Raw genomic sequence first — 13993 nt, forward strand, 5'->3', positions numbered from 1 at the left:
CCTGCGCAAATACATGGGCTGCCTCGCCAACCCCCTGTGCCCGGTGCCGGGCCAGGGTGAACGGCACCCCAAAATCAAGCTCAGGGTCCAGTGCCCATAACAGCCCCTCGGCCTCCCAGGCCTGTGCACAATGGCATGGCAAGTAGCCAATATGCCGACCAGACAGAATGAACGTCAGCACGCTTTCGATCTGCTCCGCCACTGCCGTGCTGCGTCTGCTCTGGAACGGTTCGCCCCCTTTGAGAAAACGGTACGGATGGCGCACCTGGTCCATGTCCAGCAACCGCTCAAGCCCAACATCCGTTTTGCCATACAGCACATGCCCCCTGCCGCAATACAGCCGCTGTCGTTCCGCGAACAAGGGCTGGTAATCAAAGGCCGCCTGGTTGCCGGAAAAATAGCTGATGGCATAGTCCAGCCGCTGCTCCAGCAACAGCCGTTCCAGCTCCGCCGGCGGTGCACTGACAAGCTCCAGTTGCACCGATTCCTCTCGCCTGCGAAATGCCGCAATGGCCGCCGCCAGTTTCAGGCTCACCGCCTTGTCCTGATTTTCCGCCATGCCTATGCGCACAGTCCCCAGCAATCGCCCGGCAACGCCGTTGGTCTGCTGGCGAAACTGCTCGATGTTCAGCAGCAGCCCACGCGCCGCCTCCAATAGCAATTCACCTTTTTCCGTCAGGCGAAAACCACCCTTGCCGCGGCTGCACAGGCGGTAACCCAAGCGTGCCTCCAGTTGCGCCATGCGCTGGCTGATGGTGGGCTGGCTCAGGCCCAGCACGCCTTGAGCGGCGCTGAAGCCACCTGCCTCGACTACAGTGACGAACAGCCGCAGCAGGTGCAGGTCGGGATCGTGCACTTGTCCGAGCATTACATTGCTCCTGATGAATGTCAGCTTTGCAAACTTGTCATTGGTGCAATGTAACCCGGCTGGCATGCTCGCGGCATCCACCCATTTACCGAGGTGTCCGCCATGCGTCAATCGTTGTGCCTTTTGTCTCTGGTTCTGGCCCTGCCGCTGCAGGCCGAAGAGAAGGTCGTCAACCTCTACAGCTGGGCCGATTACGTCGCTCCGCAAACCCTGCAGCGCTTCGAACAGGAAACGGGCTACAAGGTGCGGTACGACACCTTTGACACCCCCGAAGTGCTGGAAACCAAGCTGTTGACCGGTGGTAGCGGCTACGACGTGGTGGTGCCGTCATCCACCGTGCTGGCCCGGGCGCTCAAGGCCAATGCCCTGCAACCGCTGGACGCTCAGGCCATGCCTGGTTATGGCAACCTCGACAAGGACCTACTGGGCAAACTGGCCGAGGTTGACCCCGGCAACCGCCATGCTGTGCCGTACACCTGGGGCACGCTGGGCCTTGGGGTAAATGTGGAGGCAGTACGCCAGCGCCTTGGCGATGTACCGCTGGACAGCCTCGACCTGTTGTTCAAGCCCGAGTACGCCACCCGCCTGAAGGGTTGCGGCATCGCTTTGCCTGACTCGCCCCAGGAGGTGATCGGCGTAGCCCTGAATTACCTGGGCAAGGACCCTTACAGCCAGAACAAGGATGACCTGGCTGCCGCGCAGAACCTGCTCAGCCAGTTGCAGCCGTCGATCAGCTACGTTGCCAACGGCCGGCAGATCAACGACCTGGCCAATGGCAGCGTGTGCCTGGCGTTGACCTACAACGGTGATGCCGCGATGGCCGCCGACCAGGCCCGTCGTGCCGGCAAGCCGTTCGAGGTGATCTACCGCATCCCCCGTGAAGGCACGCTGGTATGGCAGGACAACCTGGTCATCCCCAAGGACGCCCCGCACCCCGAGGCCGCACGGGCGTTCATCGCCTTCATGCTCAAGCCAGAGTCGGTGGCAGCGCTGACCAACACGCTGTTCTTCGCCAATGCCAATCAGGCTGCCACGCCGCTGGTGGACGAAGCGGTGCGCAACGACCCGGATATCTATCCGTCGGCCGAGGTGCGTCAGCGCCTGTATGCCGACCGCAGCATGGCCTTGGCCGACCTGCGCCAACGCAACCGTCTGTGGACCGCCTTCCGCAGCCGGCAGTAGCCCATGACAATCAAGGAGCCCGACCGTGGACCAAGCCGCAAGCAATGACCAGGCCATGACCCGCGATAGCCTGTATGGTACCGCCGCAGAAAGCACCTACGCCGGTGTTGTCAGTTTCTCCCGCCGCCGCTACAGCCGCGATTTGCGCGGTGTGGATGTGGTGGTCAGCGGTGTGCCGTTCGACACGGCCACCAGTAACCGCCCCGGCGCGCGCTTCGGCCCGCGGGCGATCCGTGCGGCCTCGGTCCAGCAGGCCTGGGCCCGCCATTGGCCGTGGGCGTTCGACCCGTTCGACCACCTGGCGGTGATCGACTATGGCGACTGCCCCTTCGACAGCGGCACGCCGCAGTCGGTACCGGACAGCATCGAGGCCCATGCCGAGCACATTCTGCAGGCGGGTTGCGCCATGCTCACCCTCGGTGGCGACCACTTCATCAGCTACCCGCTGCTCAAGGCTCACGCCCGCCGCCATGGCCCGCTGGCGCTGATCCATTTCGATGCGCACAGTGACACCTGGCCGGACGAGGCGGGCAAGCGCATCGACCACGGCACCATGTTCTGGCATGCCGCCCGCGAAGGCCTGGTTGACCCCGCCCACTCGGTGCAGATTGGCCTGCGCACGACCAATGACGACAGCCAGGGCTTTGCCATTCTCGACGCCAGGCAAGTGCACCGCCAGGGCACAGAGGCGGTGATTGCAGCGATTCGCCAGCGGGTGGGCGAGCGGCCGGTGTACCTGACCTTCGACATCGACTGCCTCGACCCGGCCTACGCGCCCGGTACCGGAACGCCGGTGTGTGGCGGGCTGAGCACGGTGCAGGCGCTGGAGATTCTGGGTGGGCTGCGTGGCATCAACCTGGTAGGCATGGACTTGGTGGAAGTGGCGCCAGCCTATGACCATGCCGATATCACCGCCTTGGCCGGGGCAACCCTGGCCATGGAGATGCTGTGCCTGTATGCGGCGCGGCACAAGGTGGACAACGGCCAGTAGATTTTTGTGGCCATTCGCGGGCAAGCCCGCTCCCACACGTGTCTCACAGGGCCAGAAATCTGTGGGTGACCGTGGGAGCGGGCGCGCCCGCGAATGGCTGCAAAGCAGCCCTCCGCGGCCCATACTGAAACATCAGGAATCATCTCCACCCGCATTCACACTTTTGCCGCGAACCCCTCGCGCCTTAGGCTATCAAACCCACTAGGCGCGGCATTTTCGTACAGGAGGTGAAGCATGACCCCGACATTGCCTATCCTGGCCCTCGGCCTGGCCTTGTGCCTGCCCGCGCACGCGGCTGCGCAGCAGCCCGTGCAACGTGCTGCCGGCAACAACAACCCTTACAACAGCCCGATCCAGCGGGCCAACCCCAACAGCCGTCAAGGCAGCATGCCGGCTGCGCCACCGGTACGTGGCCCGTCCACCGACCCGTACCAGCGCCCACCCACCCTGGACAACCCCGGCATCGGTAACGGTGACAACCTGCGTCGTCAGCAGCAAACCCCGAACCTGGAACCCACCCGGCCACCGCGCGACAACCCACGTGCGCCTTAAGCCCACTTGAAAGGAATCCGGCATGCTTCGAGCACCCTGGCTAGCCACCCTGACCGCCGCCGCGCTACTGCCACTGTGGGCGCATGCAGCGGCCGAACAGCGGTTCCCCAGCGAAGAAGGTACCTTGGTCGTCGACACGCTTGCCGATGGCCTGCGCAACCCCTGGGCCCTGGCCTTCCTGCCCGGTGGCAAGGACATGCTGGTGACCGAGCGCGCCGGCAACCTGCGGCTGGTCAATGCCGAAGGCAAGGTTGGCCCGTCGATCAGCGGTGTACCCAAGGTCTGGGCCGAAGGCCAGGGCGGCTTGCTGGATGTGGCGCTGTCACCGGAGTTCGGCAAGGACCGCACCGTCTACCTGTCCTACGCCGAGGAGGGCAGTGACGGCAAGGCCGGTACTGCAGTCGGCCGCGGGCAGCTGTCCGAAGACCGCGCCCGGCTGGAGAATTTCACCGTGATCTTCCGCCAGCAGCCCAAGCTGTCGGTGGGTAACCACTTCGGCTCGCGGCTGGTGTTCGACCGCGACGGCTACCTGTTCATCGCCCTGGGCGAGAACAACCAACGCCCCACTGCCCAGGACCTGGACAAGTTGCAAGGCAAGGTCGTGCGTATTCTGCCGGACGGCGAAGTGCCCAAAGACAACCCCTTCGTCGGCAAGGACAACGTGCGCCCGGAGATCTGGTCGTACGGCCACCGTAATCAGCAAGGCGCCGCGCTCAACCCCTGGACCGGCCAACTGTGGACCCACGAACACGGCCCGCGCGGTGGTGATGAAATCAACATTCCAAAGCCTGGCAAGAATTATGGCTGGCCGATTGCGACCCACGGCATCAACTACTCGTTGCTGCCAATCCCCGAGGCCAAGGGCGAGCATGTGGACGGCATGGTCGACCCGCACCATGTCTGGGAAAAGTCACCGGGTATCAGCGGTATGGCGTTCTACGACAGCCCAACGTTCAAGGCCTGGGACCACAATCTGTTCATAGGGGCGCTGGCCACGCAGGAATTGATCCGCTTGCAACTGGAGGGTGACAAGGTGGTGCACGAAGAGCGGTTGCTCGGTGACCTGAAGGCACGTATCCGTGATGTGCGGATGGGGCCAGATGGTTACCTGTATGTACTGACCGATGACAAGGACGGCGCGCTACTCAAGGTCGGCCTGGCCGACTGACGCGCGCCTGCACCGAGGGGTGACAGTCGGGTAGAATGCGGCCATGGCCATCGACCCCCAAACCCTCTACCAGCACGCCCTGAGCACTCGGGGCTACGTCGCTGACCCCGCCCAGGCCCGCGTCGTCGAGGCCTTGCAAGCCTGCTTCCAGTCCCTCGAGCAGGGCCGCCCCACCCAGGGCCTCTACCTCTGGGGCCCGGTCGGGCGCGGCAAGACCTGGCTGATGGACCAGTTCCACCAGTGTCTGCGCATGCCGAGCCGGCGCCAGCACTTTCATCACTTCATGGCCTGGGTGCATCAACGCCTGTTCCAGCTCAACGGCACCGCCGACCCGCTATTGGCCCTGGCGGCGGAGCTGGCGCGGCAAATCCGTGTGCTGTGCTTTGATGAACTGTTCGTCAACGACATCGGTGATGCGATCATCCTCGGCCGCCTGTTCCAGGTATTGTTCGATCACGGCGTGGTGATTGTTGCCACTTCCAACCAGCCACCCGAGCAGCTCTACCGCGATGGTTTCAACCGCGAGCGGTTCCTGCCGGCCATCGCCGCCATTGGTCGTCACATGCAGGTCCTGCCGGTAGCGGGCGAGCAGGATCACCGCCTGCACCCCGGTGAAGCGCGGCATCGCTATTGGGTAGCCGAGGCAGGGCAGGCCAGCCCGTTGGCCGAGGTGTTTCGCCAGCTCAGCCCCAAAGACGCCGGCACGGATCAGCCCTTGATTATTGGCTCAAGGCACATTCACGTCGTGCGGCGCAGTGAGCAGGCTATCTGGTGTCGTTTCACGGATCTGTGCGATCAACCCTTGGCGGCCATGGAGTTCATGGCCTTGTGCGACCGTTTTCCCTCGATTCTGGTCTCCGGCATTCCGGCGCTGGGCGGGGAACAGCGGGCGGGGCGGATTGCCCGTGGCACCGAGGATGGCGCGGCGAGGGTCGTGGCGGGTGACCGTGAATTGCCGGCGCTGTCACTCAAGGACGATGCGGTTCGCCGCTTCATTGCCTTGGTCGACGAATGCTATGACCGCCGGGTGGCGTTGTACCTGGAGGCACAGGTGCCGCTCGATGCCCTCTACACTCAAGGGTATCTGGCGTTCCCGTACCAGCGCACCCTGAGCCGGCTACGGGAGATGCAACTGCAACGCTTCGCCTGAAAAGGAGCCGACCATGCAGCCGTTATCGCATCATCTGCTGACCCAGGCCTATAACAATGGCTGGGCCAACCACCGCCTGTACAAGGCCTGCCTGCAACTGACCCAGGACGAGTTCGTCGCCCCGCGTTGCAGCTTCTTCCCGTCGATCAAGGCCACCCTCAACCATTTGCTCACGGTGGATTGGTTCTACCTGCATATGCTCGAGTGCGAGCAGCGCGGCGAGCAGCCCGATGCCGACGGCGAACGCTTTTTCGACCCGGAACAGCCGTTTGCCACCTGCACCGACCTGCATGCCGAGCAGGCCCAGGCTGATCACCGTTTGATCGCCTACTGCCGGGGGCTGAGTGATGGCGACCTGGGCCGCTATGTGAGCGTCGTGCGGCCTGATCGGGTGCAACGCGAGCAGCGGCTGCGTTTGCTGGCGCATCTGTTCGAACATCAGGTGCATCACCGTGGGCAGGTGCACGCGATGCTCAGTGATACAGCGGTCAGGCCACCACAGCTGGATGAGTTTTTCTGCGAGGAAGAGGCCGAGTTGCGGGCGGGTGACTTTGCCGAGCTGGGCTGGACGGAAGAGCAGGTCTGGAAAGTGTAATGGCACCCTGTGGCAGCAGCGGTCTTGTGCAAAGTACAAAAGCGTACGCTGCCACAGGGGCCAATCATTGGCTCACTTGCCCAGCCATTCGACCAGGGTGCGATTGAACCGCACCGGTTCCTCGATTTGCGGCGCGTGCCCCATGCCTTCGAACGTGATCAGCTCACCTTTGGGTATCAGCTTGGCCACCTGCGGCCCCAGCTCTGCATAGTTGCCCAGCTTGGCCTTTACCTCCGGCGGCGCGATATCGCTGCCGATGGCCGTGGTGTCCTTGTCGCCGATCAGCAGCAGGGTCGGCATCTGCAGGTGCTTGAATTCGTGGTACACCGGCTGGGTGAAGATCATGTCGTAGATCAGCGCCGAGTTCCACGCCACCGCTTCATGCCCCGGCCCTTTGTTCAAGCCCACCAGCATCTGCACCCAGCGTTCGTACTCAGGCTTCCAGCGCCCGGCGTAATAGGTTTTGCGTTCATATGCACGTACGCCTTCGGCATCCAGTTTGAGTTCGCGGGCATACCACTGGTCCACGGTGCGGTAGGGCACCCCCAGGGCTTTCCAGTCTTCCAGACCGATCGGGTTGACCATTGCCAGGCGTTCCACCTGCTGGGGGTACATCAGCGCATAGCGGGTGGCGAGCATGCCGCCGGTGGAGTGGCCGAGCACAATGGTCTGCTTCACACCCAGCTGTTCGAGCAGGGCATGGGTGTTGTCGGCCAGTTGTTGAAAGCTGTACTGGTAATGCGCCGGTTTGCTCGACGTACAGAAACCGACCTGGTCGGGCGCGATGACCCGGTAACCGGCCTTGCTAAGGGCGTCGATGGTGGTTTCCCAGGTGGCGGCGCAGAAGTTCTTGCCGTGCATCAGCACCACGTTGTGGCCGTTGGCCTGGCCCTGGGCGGGCACGTCCATGTAGCCCATCTGCAGGGCCTGGCCCTGGGACTTGAAGTCGAAATGCTTGAGGGGGTGCGGGTAGCTGAAGCCTTCGAGCTGGGGGCCGTAGGTAGGCGACTCGGCAGCGATGGCCGAACTGCTGGCAAGGCAGGCCAGGGCAAGGGCGGTTGCGCGCAGCATGGGGGCACTCCGTGTAGGGCCGGGTTGAATGGGGCGACTGTAACAGGCAGTGGACCACGCGAAACCTGAAAGGTGTTACCAGGCGTGAAACCAGCCCAGGGTAATCATCGCAAGCACCGCATAGCGGCCAGCCTTGGCCAGGGTCACCAGCAACAGGAAGCGCCAGAATGGCTCACGCATTATCCCGGCGATCAGCGTAAGCGGGTCGCCGATCACCGGCATCCAGCTGAGCAGCAGCGACCATTGCCCCCAGCGTTGGTAGCGCTGCTGCGCACGCGCCAGCTGGGCAGCACTGAAAGGGAACCAGCGCTTGTCGCGCAGGTGCTCGATGGCCCGGCCCAGCAGCCAGTTGACCACCGAGCCGAGCACGTTGCCCAGGGTGGCTACCAGCAGCAGGGTCGCCCAGGCCTCGGGCTGGCGCAGCAACAGGCCGACCAGCACGGCCTCCGATTGCAGCGGTAGCAGGGTGGCGGCACCAAAGGCGCTGAGAAACAGCGCCCCCAGGCTGAGCATCAGTAGTTGGCGACCACGGTGTCCTGGCCATCCTGGGTCACCCCGATGACCTGGTAGGCATCCTTGTGGTCACCCATCTCCATGCCGGGCGAGCCCATGGGCATGCCCGGCACCGCCAGGCCCTTGAGGTCGTTGCGCTTGGCCAGCAGGCGCACCTGCTCGGCCGGCACGTGGCCTTCGACGAACTTGCCGTCGATCACCCCGGTGTGGCACGACGCAAGGCGTGGCGCCACGCCGAGGCGTTGCTTGACGGCGCTCATGTTTGGCTCGACGTGGTCGTTGACGGTAAAACCGTTGTCACGCAGGTGGCTGATCCAGGCCTTGCAGCAGCCGCAGTTGGGGTCGCGGTAGACGTCGATGGTCTCGGCGGCCTGGGCCAGGCCGGTGACGGCCAGCAGGCTCAGGGTCAGCAGGTGTTTGCGCAGCATGGTGAAGCACTCCTTTAAAAACGCAGGCGGATACCGGCGAGCAGGCGGGTCTGGCCCAGATCTTCGCCGTCTTCTCGGGCCTGGTTGGCACGCGAGCCGTGCAGGCGGTTGAAACTGAGCCCGACGTAGGGGGCGAAGCCGCGCGTGATCTCGTAGCGCAGGCGCAGGCCCACCTCGCTGTCGGCCAGCCCCGCGCCTTGCTCGCGGCCGGCGTCGTTGCGCCCGTAGAGGTTGGCCTCCAGGGTCGGCTCCAGTATCCAGCGGTTGGTCAGCAGCATAGCGTAAGCGGCTTCCAGGCGCAGCGCGGTCTGTTGCCGCTCGCCTGCATAGGCGGTGGCTTGCAGCTCCAGGCCGTACAACGGTGTGCCCTGGATGCCGAAGGCGGCCCAGGTTTGGCCACTGGCAGGCTTGAAGTCCTGGCGTACACCGGCCACCAGTTCCCACCACGGGCTCACGGCATGGCCCCACAGCGCCTGCAGCTCGGCCTTGTGGGTCTTGCCCTGTTCGCGTTCGCCTTCGGTGCGCAGCCACAAACGGTCGATATCGCCGCCGACCCAGGCGGTGGCGTTCCAGTTCAGGGCACTGCTGCTCTCGAAGTTCTGGTATTCGAGCTTGTCCACGATCACTGCCCAGTTCAGCGCCCGGTCATGCGCCTGGTGCCCTGGCAATGGCGGGAAGGCGGCGCGGCGGTCGGCGTCGGTGATGACAGGCAGGGGCGTGCGAGGCTGGCTGAGGGAAGGCTGGTCATGGCCCATGCTTTCATGGTCCATAGGCATGGCCTGATGGCCCATCTGGCCGTGGTTCGTGTGTTCGGAACCCGCGGCCATCGCCCGTTCACTGGCCAGCAAGGTCAGCAGCGCCACGCCTGCCACGATGCTGCGGTTGCGGGTGTCATTCATCGACGCGTACCTCGCGGAGCATGCCGGTCTCCATGTGGTAGAGCAAGTGGCAGTGGTAGGCCCAGCGGCCCAGCGCGTCGGCAGTCACCCGGTAGGAGCGTCGGCTGCCGGGCGGGATATCGACGGTGTGCTTGCGCACCAGGAACTGGCCATGCTCGTCTTCCAGGTCGCTCCACATGCCATGCAGGTGGATGGGGTGGGTCATCATGGTGTCGTTGACCAGGGTGATGCGCACGCGCTCACCGTAGGTCAGCCGCAGCGGTTCGGCGTCGCTGAACTTGATGCCGTCGAACGACCAGGCGAAGCGCTCCATATGGCCGGTCAGGTGCAGCTCAATGTCACGCGATGGCGGGCGGCCATCCGGGTCGGGGTAGGGGCTGCGCAGGTCGGCGTAGGTCAGCACGCGGCGACCATTGTCACGCAGGCCTATGCCAGGATCGGCAAGGTTTGGACGCGGTGCCATGGTCTGCATGTCCACCAGCGGGTTGCCGGTTTCACTGACCGGGTGTTGCTGCATTGCTGACATGGCGGCGTGGCCCATGCCGGCCATGCTGCCGTGGTTCATGCCCGCCATCGCATCCATACCGCCGTGGCCCATGTCCTCCATGCTCAGCACTGGGCGTGGGTCGGGGGCAGGCACCGGTGCCTGCAGCCCGGCCGCACGGGCCAGGGTGCCGCGGGCGAAGCCGGTGCGGTCCATGCTCTGGGCGAACAGGGTGTAGGCGGGTTGGTCACCCACGGTCACCAGCACGTCGTAGGTCTCTGCCACGGCAATGCGCAGTTCATCCACGCTCACAGGGGTTACCGGCAAGCCGTCGGCGGCGATCACCGTCAGCTTCAGCCCAGGGATGCGGAAGTCGAAGTAGGTCATGGCTGAGGCATTGATCAGCCGCAGGCGCACGGTTTCGCCTGGCTGGAACAGGCAGGTGAAGTTGCCTTGTGGTGGTTGGCCGTTGAGCAGGTAGGTGTAGGTGGCGGCGCTGATATCGGCGAGGTCGGTTGGGCTCATGCGCATGCGCGCCCAGGCCGTGCGTTCGGCGACGGTGGGGCTCCAGCCGTTTTCGGCCACGTCATCGATGAAGTCGCCAACCGTGCGCTTGTGGAAGTTGTACGCGTCGGACTGCTTCTTCAGCGTCGCCATCAGGTGTTCCGGTGCCTGGTCTGACCAGTCGCTGAACAGCAGCACATGGTCGCGCTGGTAGCGGTGCGTTTCGGGCTCGCGTGGCTCGATCACGATTGCCCCGTATACCCCGGCTTGCTCCTGCAGCCCCGAATGGCTGTGGTACCAGTAGGTACCGCTCTGGCGCAGGGTGAACTGGTACAGGTAGTCGCCGCCGGGCTCGATGCCAGCGAAGCTCAGGCCAGGCACGCCGTCCATGTTGGCCGGCAGGATGATGCCGTGCCAGTGGATCGAGGTGTCCTGCGCCAGTCGGTTGCGCACGCGCAACGTCACGGTGTCACCTTCGCGCCAGCGCAGCAGTGGGCCGGGCAGGCTGTTGTTGACGGTCAGTGCGGTACGCGGCCGGCCTGTGATGTTGACCGGGGTCTGGCCAATGAACAGCTCGAAATGCTGGCCGGCCAGATCTCGGCCTTCGGCGGCCTGGGCCAGCGGGCGCCACAGCCCCAGGCCCGCCAGCGTGCTGGCGGCGCTCAGGCCTTTGACAAACGTACGGCGGGAGGGGTTGCGCAACATGGCGTGGCCTCATGCGGAAGAGCCACGATGTTCGCTGCCGCCTGCTGTCAGGTAGCTGAGGTGCACATTACAGTGCTGTCAGCTTGCTGCTTCGTCGATGCGCAGATCGCGCATCAGCAGGCCGTAGTCGAGGGCAACCTGTTCCGGGATCGGCAGATACACCACATGGCCATCGCCCGGTGCGACCTCGATGGCGTGCTGCTGGCGGTTGCACAGGCGGTGCAGGTCGAAGTGGTAGTTACCGCGCGGGGTCATCAGTTCCAGATGGTCGCCCACGGCGAAGCGGTTCTTCACCTTGACCTCAGCCAGGCCGTCGACGCGCACGCCAGTCAGTTCGCCTACGAATTGCTGGCGCTCGGACACCGAGTTGCCGCGCTGGTAGTTCTGGTACTCGTCGTGAACGTGGCGGCGCAGGAAACCTTCGGTGTAACCGCGTTGCGCCAGGGATTCGAGGTTGCCCATCAGGGCGCGGTCGAATGGTCGCCCGGCCACCGCGTCGTCGATCGCCTGGCGATACGACTGTACCGCGCGGGCACAGTAGAAGTGCGATTTGGTGCGGCCCTCGATCTTCAGCGAATGCACGCCCATCAAGGCCAGGCGCTCGACGTGCTGGATGGCGCGCAGGTCCTTGGCGTTCATGATGTAGGTGCCGTGTTCGTCCTCGAACGCCGGCATTTCAGTGCCGGGGCGGTTGCTTTCCTGCAGCAGGAACACTTGGTCGGTGGGTGCACCCAGGCCCAGGGTGGGCTGCACTTGGCGCACGATGTCACCGGTGGCGTTCTCGGTGGCCGGCGTGGCGTCGTACTTCCAGCGGCAGGCATTGGTGCAGGTGCCCTGGTTGGCGTCACGCTTGTTGAGGTAGCCCGACAGCAGGCAACGGCCGGAATAGGCCATGCACAGGGCGCCGTGCACGAACACTTCCAGTTCCATGCCCGGCACCTGCTGGCGGATTTCCTCGATTTCGTCCAGCGACAGCTCCCGCGACAGGATCACCCGGCTCAGGCCAAGTTGCTGCCAGAACTGCACGCTGGCCCAGTTGACGGTGTTGGCCTGCACCGACAGGTGCACCGGCATCTGTGGGAAGTGCTGGCGCACCAGCATGATCAGGCCGGGGTCGGACATGATCAGCGCGTCCGGCGCCATCTCGATCACGGGTGCCAGGTCCTTGAGGAAGGTCTTGAGCTTGGCATTGTGCGGGGCGATGTTGACCACCACGTAGAAGCGCTTGCCCAAGGCGTGCGCCTCCTCGATCCCCAGAGCCAGGTTGGCGTGATCGAACTCGTTGTTGCGCACCCGCAAGCTGTAACGCGGCTGGCCGGCGTAGACCGCATCGGCGCCGTAGGCAAACGCGTAGCGCATGGTCTTGAGGGTGCCGGCGGGGGCCAGCAGTTCGGGCTTGGCAGTAGGGTTCATGTGCGCACCGGGGCAAAAGGCGGGGATGCTAGGGTCGATGGACAAGGTGCGTATTGATTTGCGTCAAGTGAGCACGGCACTTTTGTCCAGGCGCGGTGCACTAATCACTCATAAGCCATTTGAGGAACTGCGATGAACGAAACCGCGCTACAGAACAAGGCCCTGGCAGTACTCTTGGCGTTGGTGACCATTGCCTTCTTCTGGATTCTTCTGCCGTACTACGGCGCAATCTTCTGGGCGGTGATCCTCGGCATCCTGTTCGCCCCGCTGCAGCGTCACTTGCTGATCCGCTGCGGGCGGCGGCGTAACCTTGCCGCGGCCACGTCCACGCTGGTGTGCCTGCTTGTGGCGATCCTGCCGGTGATCATCATCAGCGCCCTGCTGGTGCAAGAGGGCGCCACGCTGTACCAGCGCATCGAAAGCGGGCAGCTGGACATTGCCGGTTACGTCGAGCGCGGCAAGGACATGCTCCCGGCATTCGCCCAGCGTGGGCTGGACAACATGGGCATGGGTAACCTTGACGGGTTGCGTGACAAGATCACCAAGTGGGCAACCCAGGGTAGCCAGGTATTGGCCAGCCGGGCGTTCAGCTTTGGCCAGGGCACATTCGAGTTTCTGATCAGTTTCGGCATCATGATGTACCTGCTGTTCTTTTTCCTGCGTGATGGCCCGGAAGTTGCGCGCCGGGTGCGGATGGCCGTCCCGCTGCCCGAGCACCAGAAGCGTCGTTTGCAGTTGAAGTTCAATCGTGTGGTGAGGGCGACGGTGAAGGGCAACGTACTGGTGGCCATTACCCAAGGTGCGTTGGGAGGTTTTATTTTCTGGGTGCTGGATATCCCGAGTGCGTTGGTGTGGGCGGTGCTGATGGCGTTTCTGTCGCTGCTGCCGGCGGTGGGCGCGGGCATCATCTGGGCGCCGGTGGCGGCGTATTTCCTGCTGACCGGGGCGATCCTGCAAGGGGTGGTGCTTACCGCGTTCGGGGTGCTGGTGATCGGCCTGGTGGATAATGTGTTGCGGCCAATCCTGGTGGGCAAGGATACGCGCATGCCGGACTACCTGATCCTGGTGTCGACGCTTGGCGGGCTGGCGGTGTTCGGCCTCAACGGCTTTGTGATCGGCCCATTGATCGCGGCGCTGTTCGTTTCCAGCTGGGCGATCTTTGCCGCGACCAAACCGCGGGTGCAATTGCCACAATAGCGTTCTAGCTCAGGTTTGTCGGCCGTAGGAGCGGGTTCATCCGCGAAAAGGGCCGGGCCTGCTGGCCAATTACCACCCGCCATTCACCGTTGCCGCCGCTACCGTATTCGGGGGTAAACCCGCTCCTACGCCGGATCGGGGGTAGACACAGGTCGGTGGTTGGGCACAGGCCGTGGTGTAGGAGCGGGTTCACCCGCGAAAGGGCCGGGTCTGCTGGCCAATTTCCACCAGGCGTTCACCGTTGCCGCCGCTACCGTATTCGCGGGTAAACCC

Annotated in this window: 14 protein-coding genes; 7 read left to right on the forward strand and 7 right to left on the reverse strand. The window is 64.2% G+C overall.

Features of this window, described 5'->3' with window-relative positions; translation table 11 throughout:
• A partial coding sequence (locus V7787_RS49890; protein ID WP_336094983.1) for a LysR family transcriptional regulator occupies positions 1-868 on the reverse strand: 868 nt, incomplete at its 3' end.
• A gap of 102 nt (positions 869-970) precedes the next feature.
• Here V7787_RS49890 and V7787_RS49895 point away from each other — a divergent pair.
• The 6 genes from V7787_RS49895 to V7787_RS49920 all read left to right on the forward strand — a co-directional run bounded on the left by V7787_RS49895 (position 971) and on the right by V7787_RS49920 (position 6506).
• Positions 971-2050: an extracellular solute-binding protein gene (locus V7787_RS49895; protein ID WP_104887310.1), complete on the forward strand. Its 1080-nt coding sequence runs from the start codon at positions 971-973 to the stop codon at positions 2048-2050.
• A gap of 25 nt (positions 2051-2075) precedes the next feature.
• Positions 2076-3041 (forward strand): agmatinase, encoded by a 966-nt coding sequence (gene speB / locus V7787_RS49900; protein WP_004576768.1) that lies wholly within the window; start codon positions 2076-2078, stop codon positions 3039-3041.
• Between the two features lie 234 nt (positions 3042-3275).
• A complete protein-coding gene (locus V7787_RS49905) occupies positions 3276-3593 on the forward strand; it encodes a hypothetical protein (RefSeq protein WP_336094984.1) in 318 nt (105 codons plus the stop codon).
• A gap of 22 nt (positions 3594-3615) precedes the next feature.
• Positions 3616-4761 (forward strand): PQQ-dependent sugar dehydrogenase, encoded by a 1146-nt coding sequence (locus V7787_RS49910; protein ID WP_336094985.1) that lies wholly within the window; start codon positions 3616-3618, stop codon positions 4759-4761.
• 43 nt (positions 4762-4804) lie between these two features.
• Positions 4805-5911: a cell division protein ZapE gene (zapE, locus tag V7787_RS49915; protein ID WP_336094986.1), complete on the forward strand. Its 1107-nt coding sequence runs from the start codon at positions 4805-4807 to the stop codon at positions 5909-5911.
• Positions 5912-5924: 13 nt separating this feature from the next.
• Complete coding sequence (locus V7787_RS49920; RefSeq protein ID WP_012053115.1) at positions 5925-6506, forward strand: DinB family protein; 582 nt, start codon at positions 5925-5927, stop codon at positions 6504-6506.
• 72 nt (positions 6507-6578) lie between these two features.
• Here the strand turns inward: V7787_RS49920 and V7787_RS49925 are convergent, their stop codons facing one another.
• From V7787_RS49925 to trhP, 6 genes are all read right to left on the reverse strand, one after another.
• Positions 6579-7577, reverse strand: coding sequence for an alpha/beta fold hydrolase (locus V7787_RS49925; RefSeq protein ID WP_064491219.1), 999 nt, complete (start codon positions 7575-7577; stop codon positions 6579-6581).
• 75 nt (positions 7578-7652) lie between these two features.
• Complete coding sequence (locus V7787_RS49930; protein ID WP_010953185.1) at positions 7653-8090, reverse strand: YqaA family protein; 438 nt, start codon at positions 8088-8090, stop codon at positions 7653-7655.
• Positions 8090-8518 carry a DUF411 domain-containing protein gene (locus tag V7787_RS49935; protein ID WP_003248913.1) on the reverse strand — a complete coding sequence of 143 codons (429 nt, stop codon included), beginning with the start codon at positions 8516-8518 and terminating at the stop codon, positions 8090-8092. The genes V7787_RS49930 and V7787_RS49935 overlap by 1 nt, the downstream gene beginning before the upstream one ends.
• Before the next feature lie 14 nt (positions 8519-8532).
• A complete protein-coding gene (locus V7787_RS49940) occupies positions 8533-9417 on the reverse strand; it encodes a copper resistance protein B (protein WP_064491218.1) in 885 nt (294 codons plus the stop codon).
• The gene (locus V7787_RS49945; RefSeq protein ID WP_442965377.1) at positions 9410-11107 is read right to left on the reverse strand and encodes a copper resistance system multicopper oxidase; all 1698 of its coding nucleotides are present in this window, start codon (positions 11105-11107) and stop codon (positions 9410-9412) included. Before V7787_RS49945 ends, V7787_RS49940 begins: the two co-directional genes overlap by 8 nt.
• A gap of 81 nt (positions 11108-11188) precedes the next feature.
• Positions 11189-12523 carry a prephenate-dependent tRNA uridine(34) hydroxylase TrhP gene (gene trhP / locus V7787_RS49950; protein ID WP_049587511.1) on the reverse strand — a complete coding sequence of 445 codons (1335 nt, stop codon included), beginning with the start codon at positions 12521-12523 and terminating at the stop codon, positions 11189-11191.
• 132 nt (positions 12524-12655) lie between these two features.
• Between trhP and V7787_RS49955 the strand changes: the two genes are divergently transcribed.
• On the forward strand, positions 12656-13720 hold the full coding sequence (locus V7787_RS49955) for an AI-2E family transporter (RefSeq protein ID WP_064491216.1): 1065 nt from the start codon (positions 12656-12658) through the stop codon (positions 13718-13720).
• The last annotated feature ends 273 nt before the right edge of the window (positions 13721-13993 follow it).

Source organism: Pseudomonas sp. CGJS7, assembly GCF_036961695.1.

What these genes read in the sequence shown, in the direction of transcription:
- V7787_RS49955 (WP_064491216.1), top strand. Translation starts at nt 12,656, where the DNA reads ATGAACGAAACCGCGCTACAGAACAAGGCCCTGGCAGTACTCTTGGCG.
- trhP (WP_049587511.1), bottom strand. Translation starts at nt 12,523, where the DNA reads ATGAACCCTACTGCCAAGCCCGAACTGCTGGCCCCCGCCGGCACCCTC.
- V7787_RS49925 (WP_064491219.1), bottom strand. Translation starts at nt 7,577, where the DNA reads ATGCTGCGCGCAACCGCCCTTGCCCTGGCCTGCCTTGCCAGCAGTTCG.
- V7787_RS49905 (WP_336094984.1), top strand. Translation starts at nt 3,276, where the DNA reads ATGACCCCGACATTGCCTATCCTGGCCCTCGGCCTGGCCTTGTGCCTG.
- V7787_RS49940 (WP_064491218.1), bottom strand. Translation starts at nt 9,417, where the DNA reads ATGAATGACACCCGCAACCGCAGCATCGTGGCAGGCGTGGCGCTGCTG.
- V7787_RS49895 (WP_104887310.1), top strand. Translation starts at nt 971, where the DNA reads ATGCGTCAATCGTTGTGCCTTTTGTCTCTGGTTCTGGCCCTGCCGCTG.
- V7787_RS49910 (WP_336094985.1), top strand. Translation starts at nt 3,616, where the DNA reads ATGCTTCGAGCACCCTGGCTAGCCACCCTGACCGCCGCCGCGCTACTG.
- V7787_RS49920 (WP_012053115.1), top strand. Translation starts at nt 5,925, where the DNA reads ATGCAGCCGTTATCGCATCATCTGCTGACCCAGGCCTATAACAATGGC.
- V7787_RS49935 (WP_003248913.1), bottom strand. Translation starts at nt 8,518, where the DNA reads ATGCTGCGCAAACACCTGCTGACCCTGAGCCTGCTGGCCGTCACCGGC.
- zapE (WP_336094986.1), top strand. Translation starts at nt 4,805, where the DNA reads ATGGCCATCGACCCCCAAACCCTCTACCAGCACGCCCTGAGCACTCGG.
- V7787_RS49930 (WP_010953185.1), bottom strand. Translation starts at nt 8,090, where the DNA reads ATGCTCAGCCTGGGGGCGCTGTTTCTCAGCGCCTTTGGTGCCGCCACC.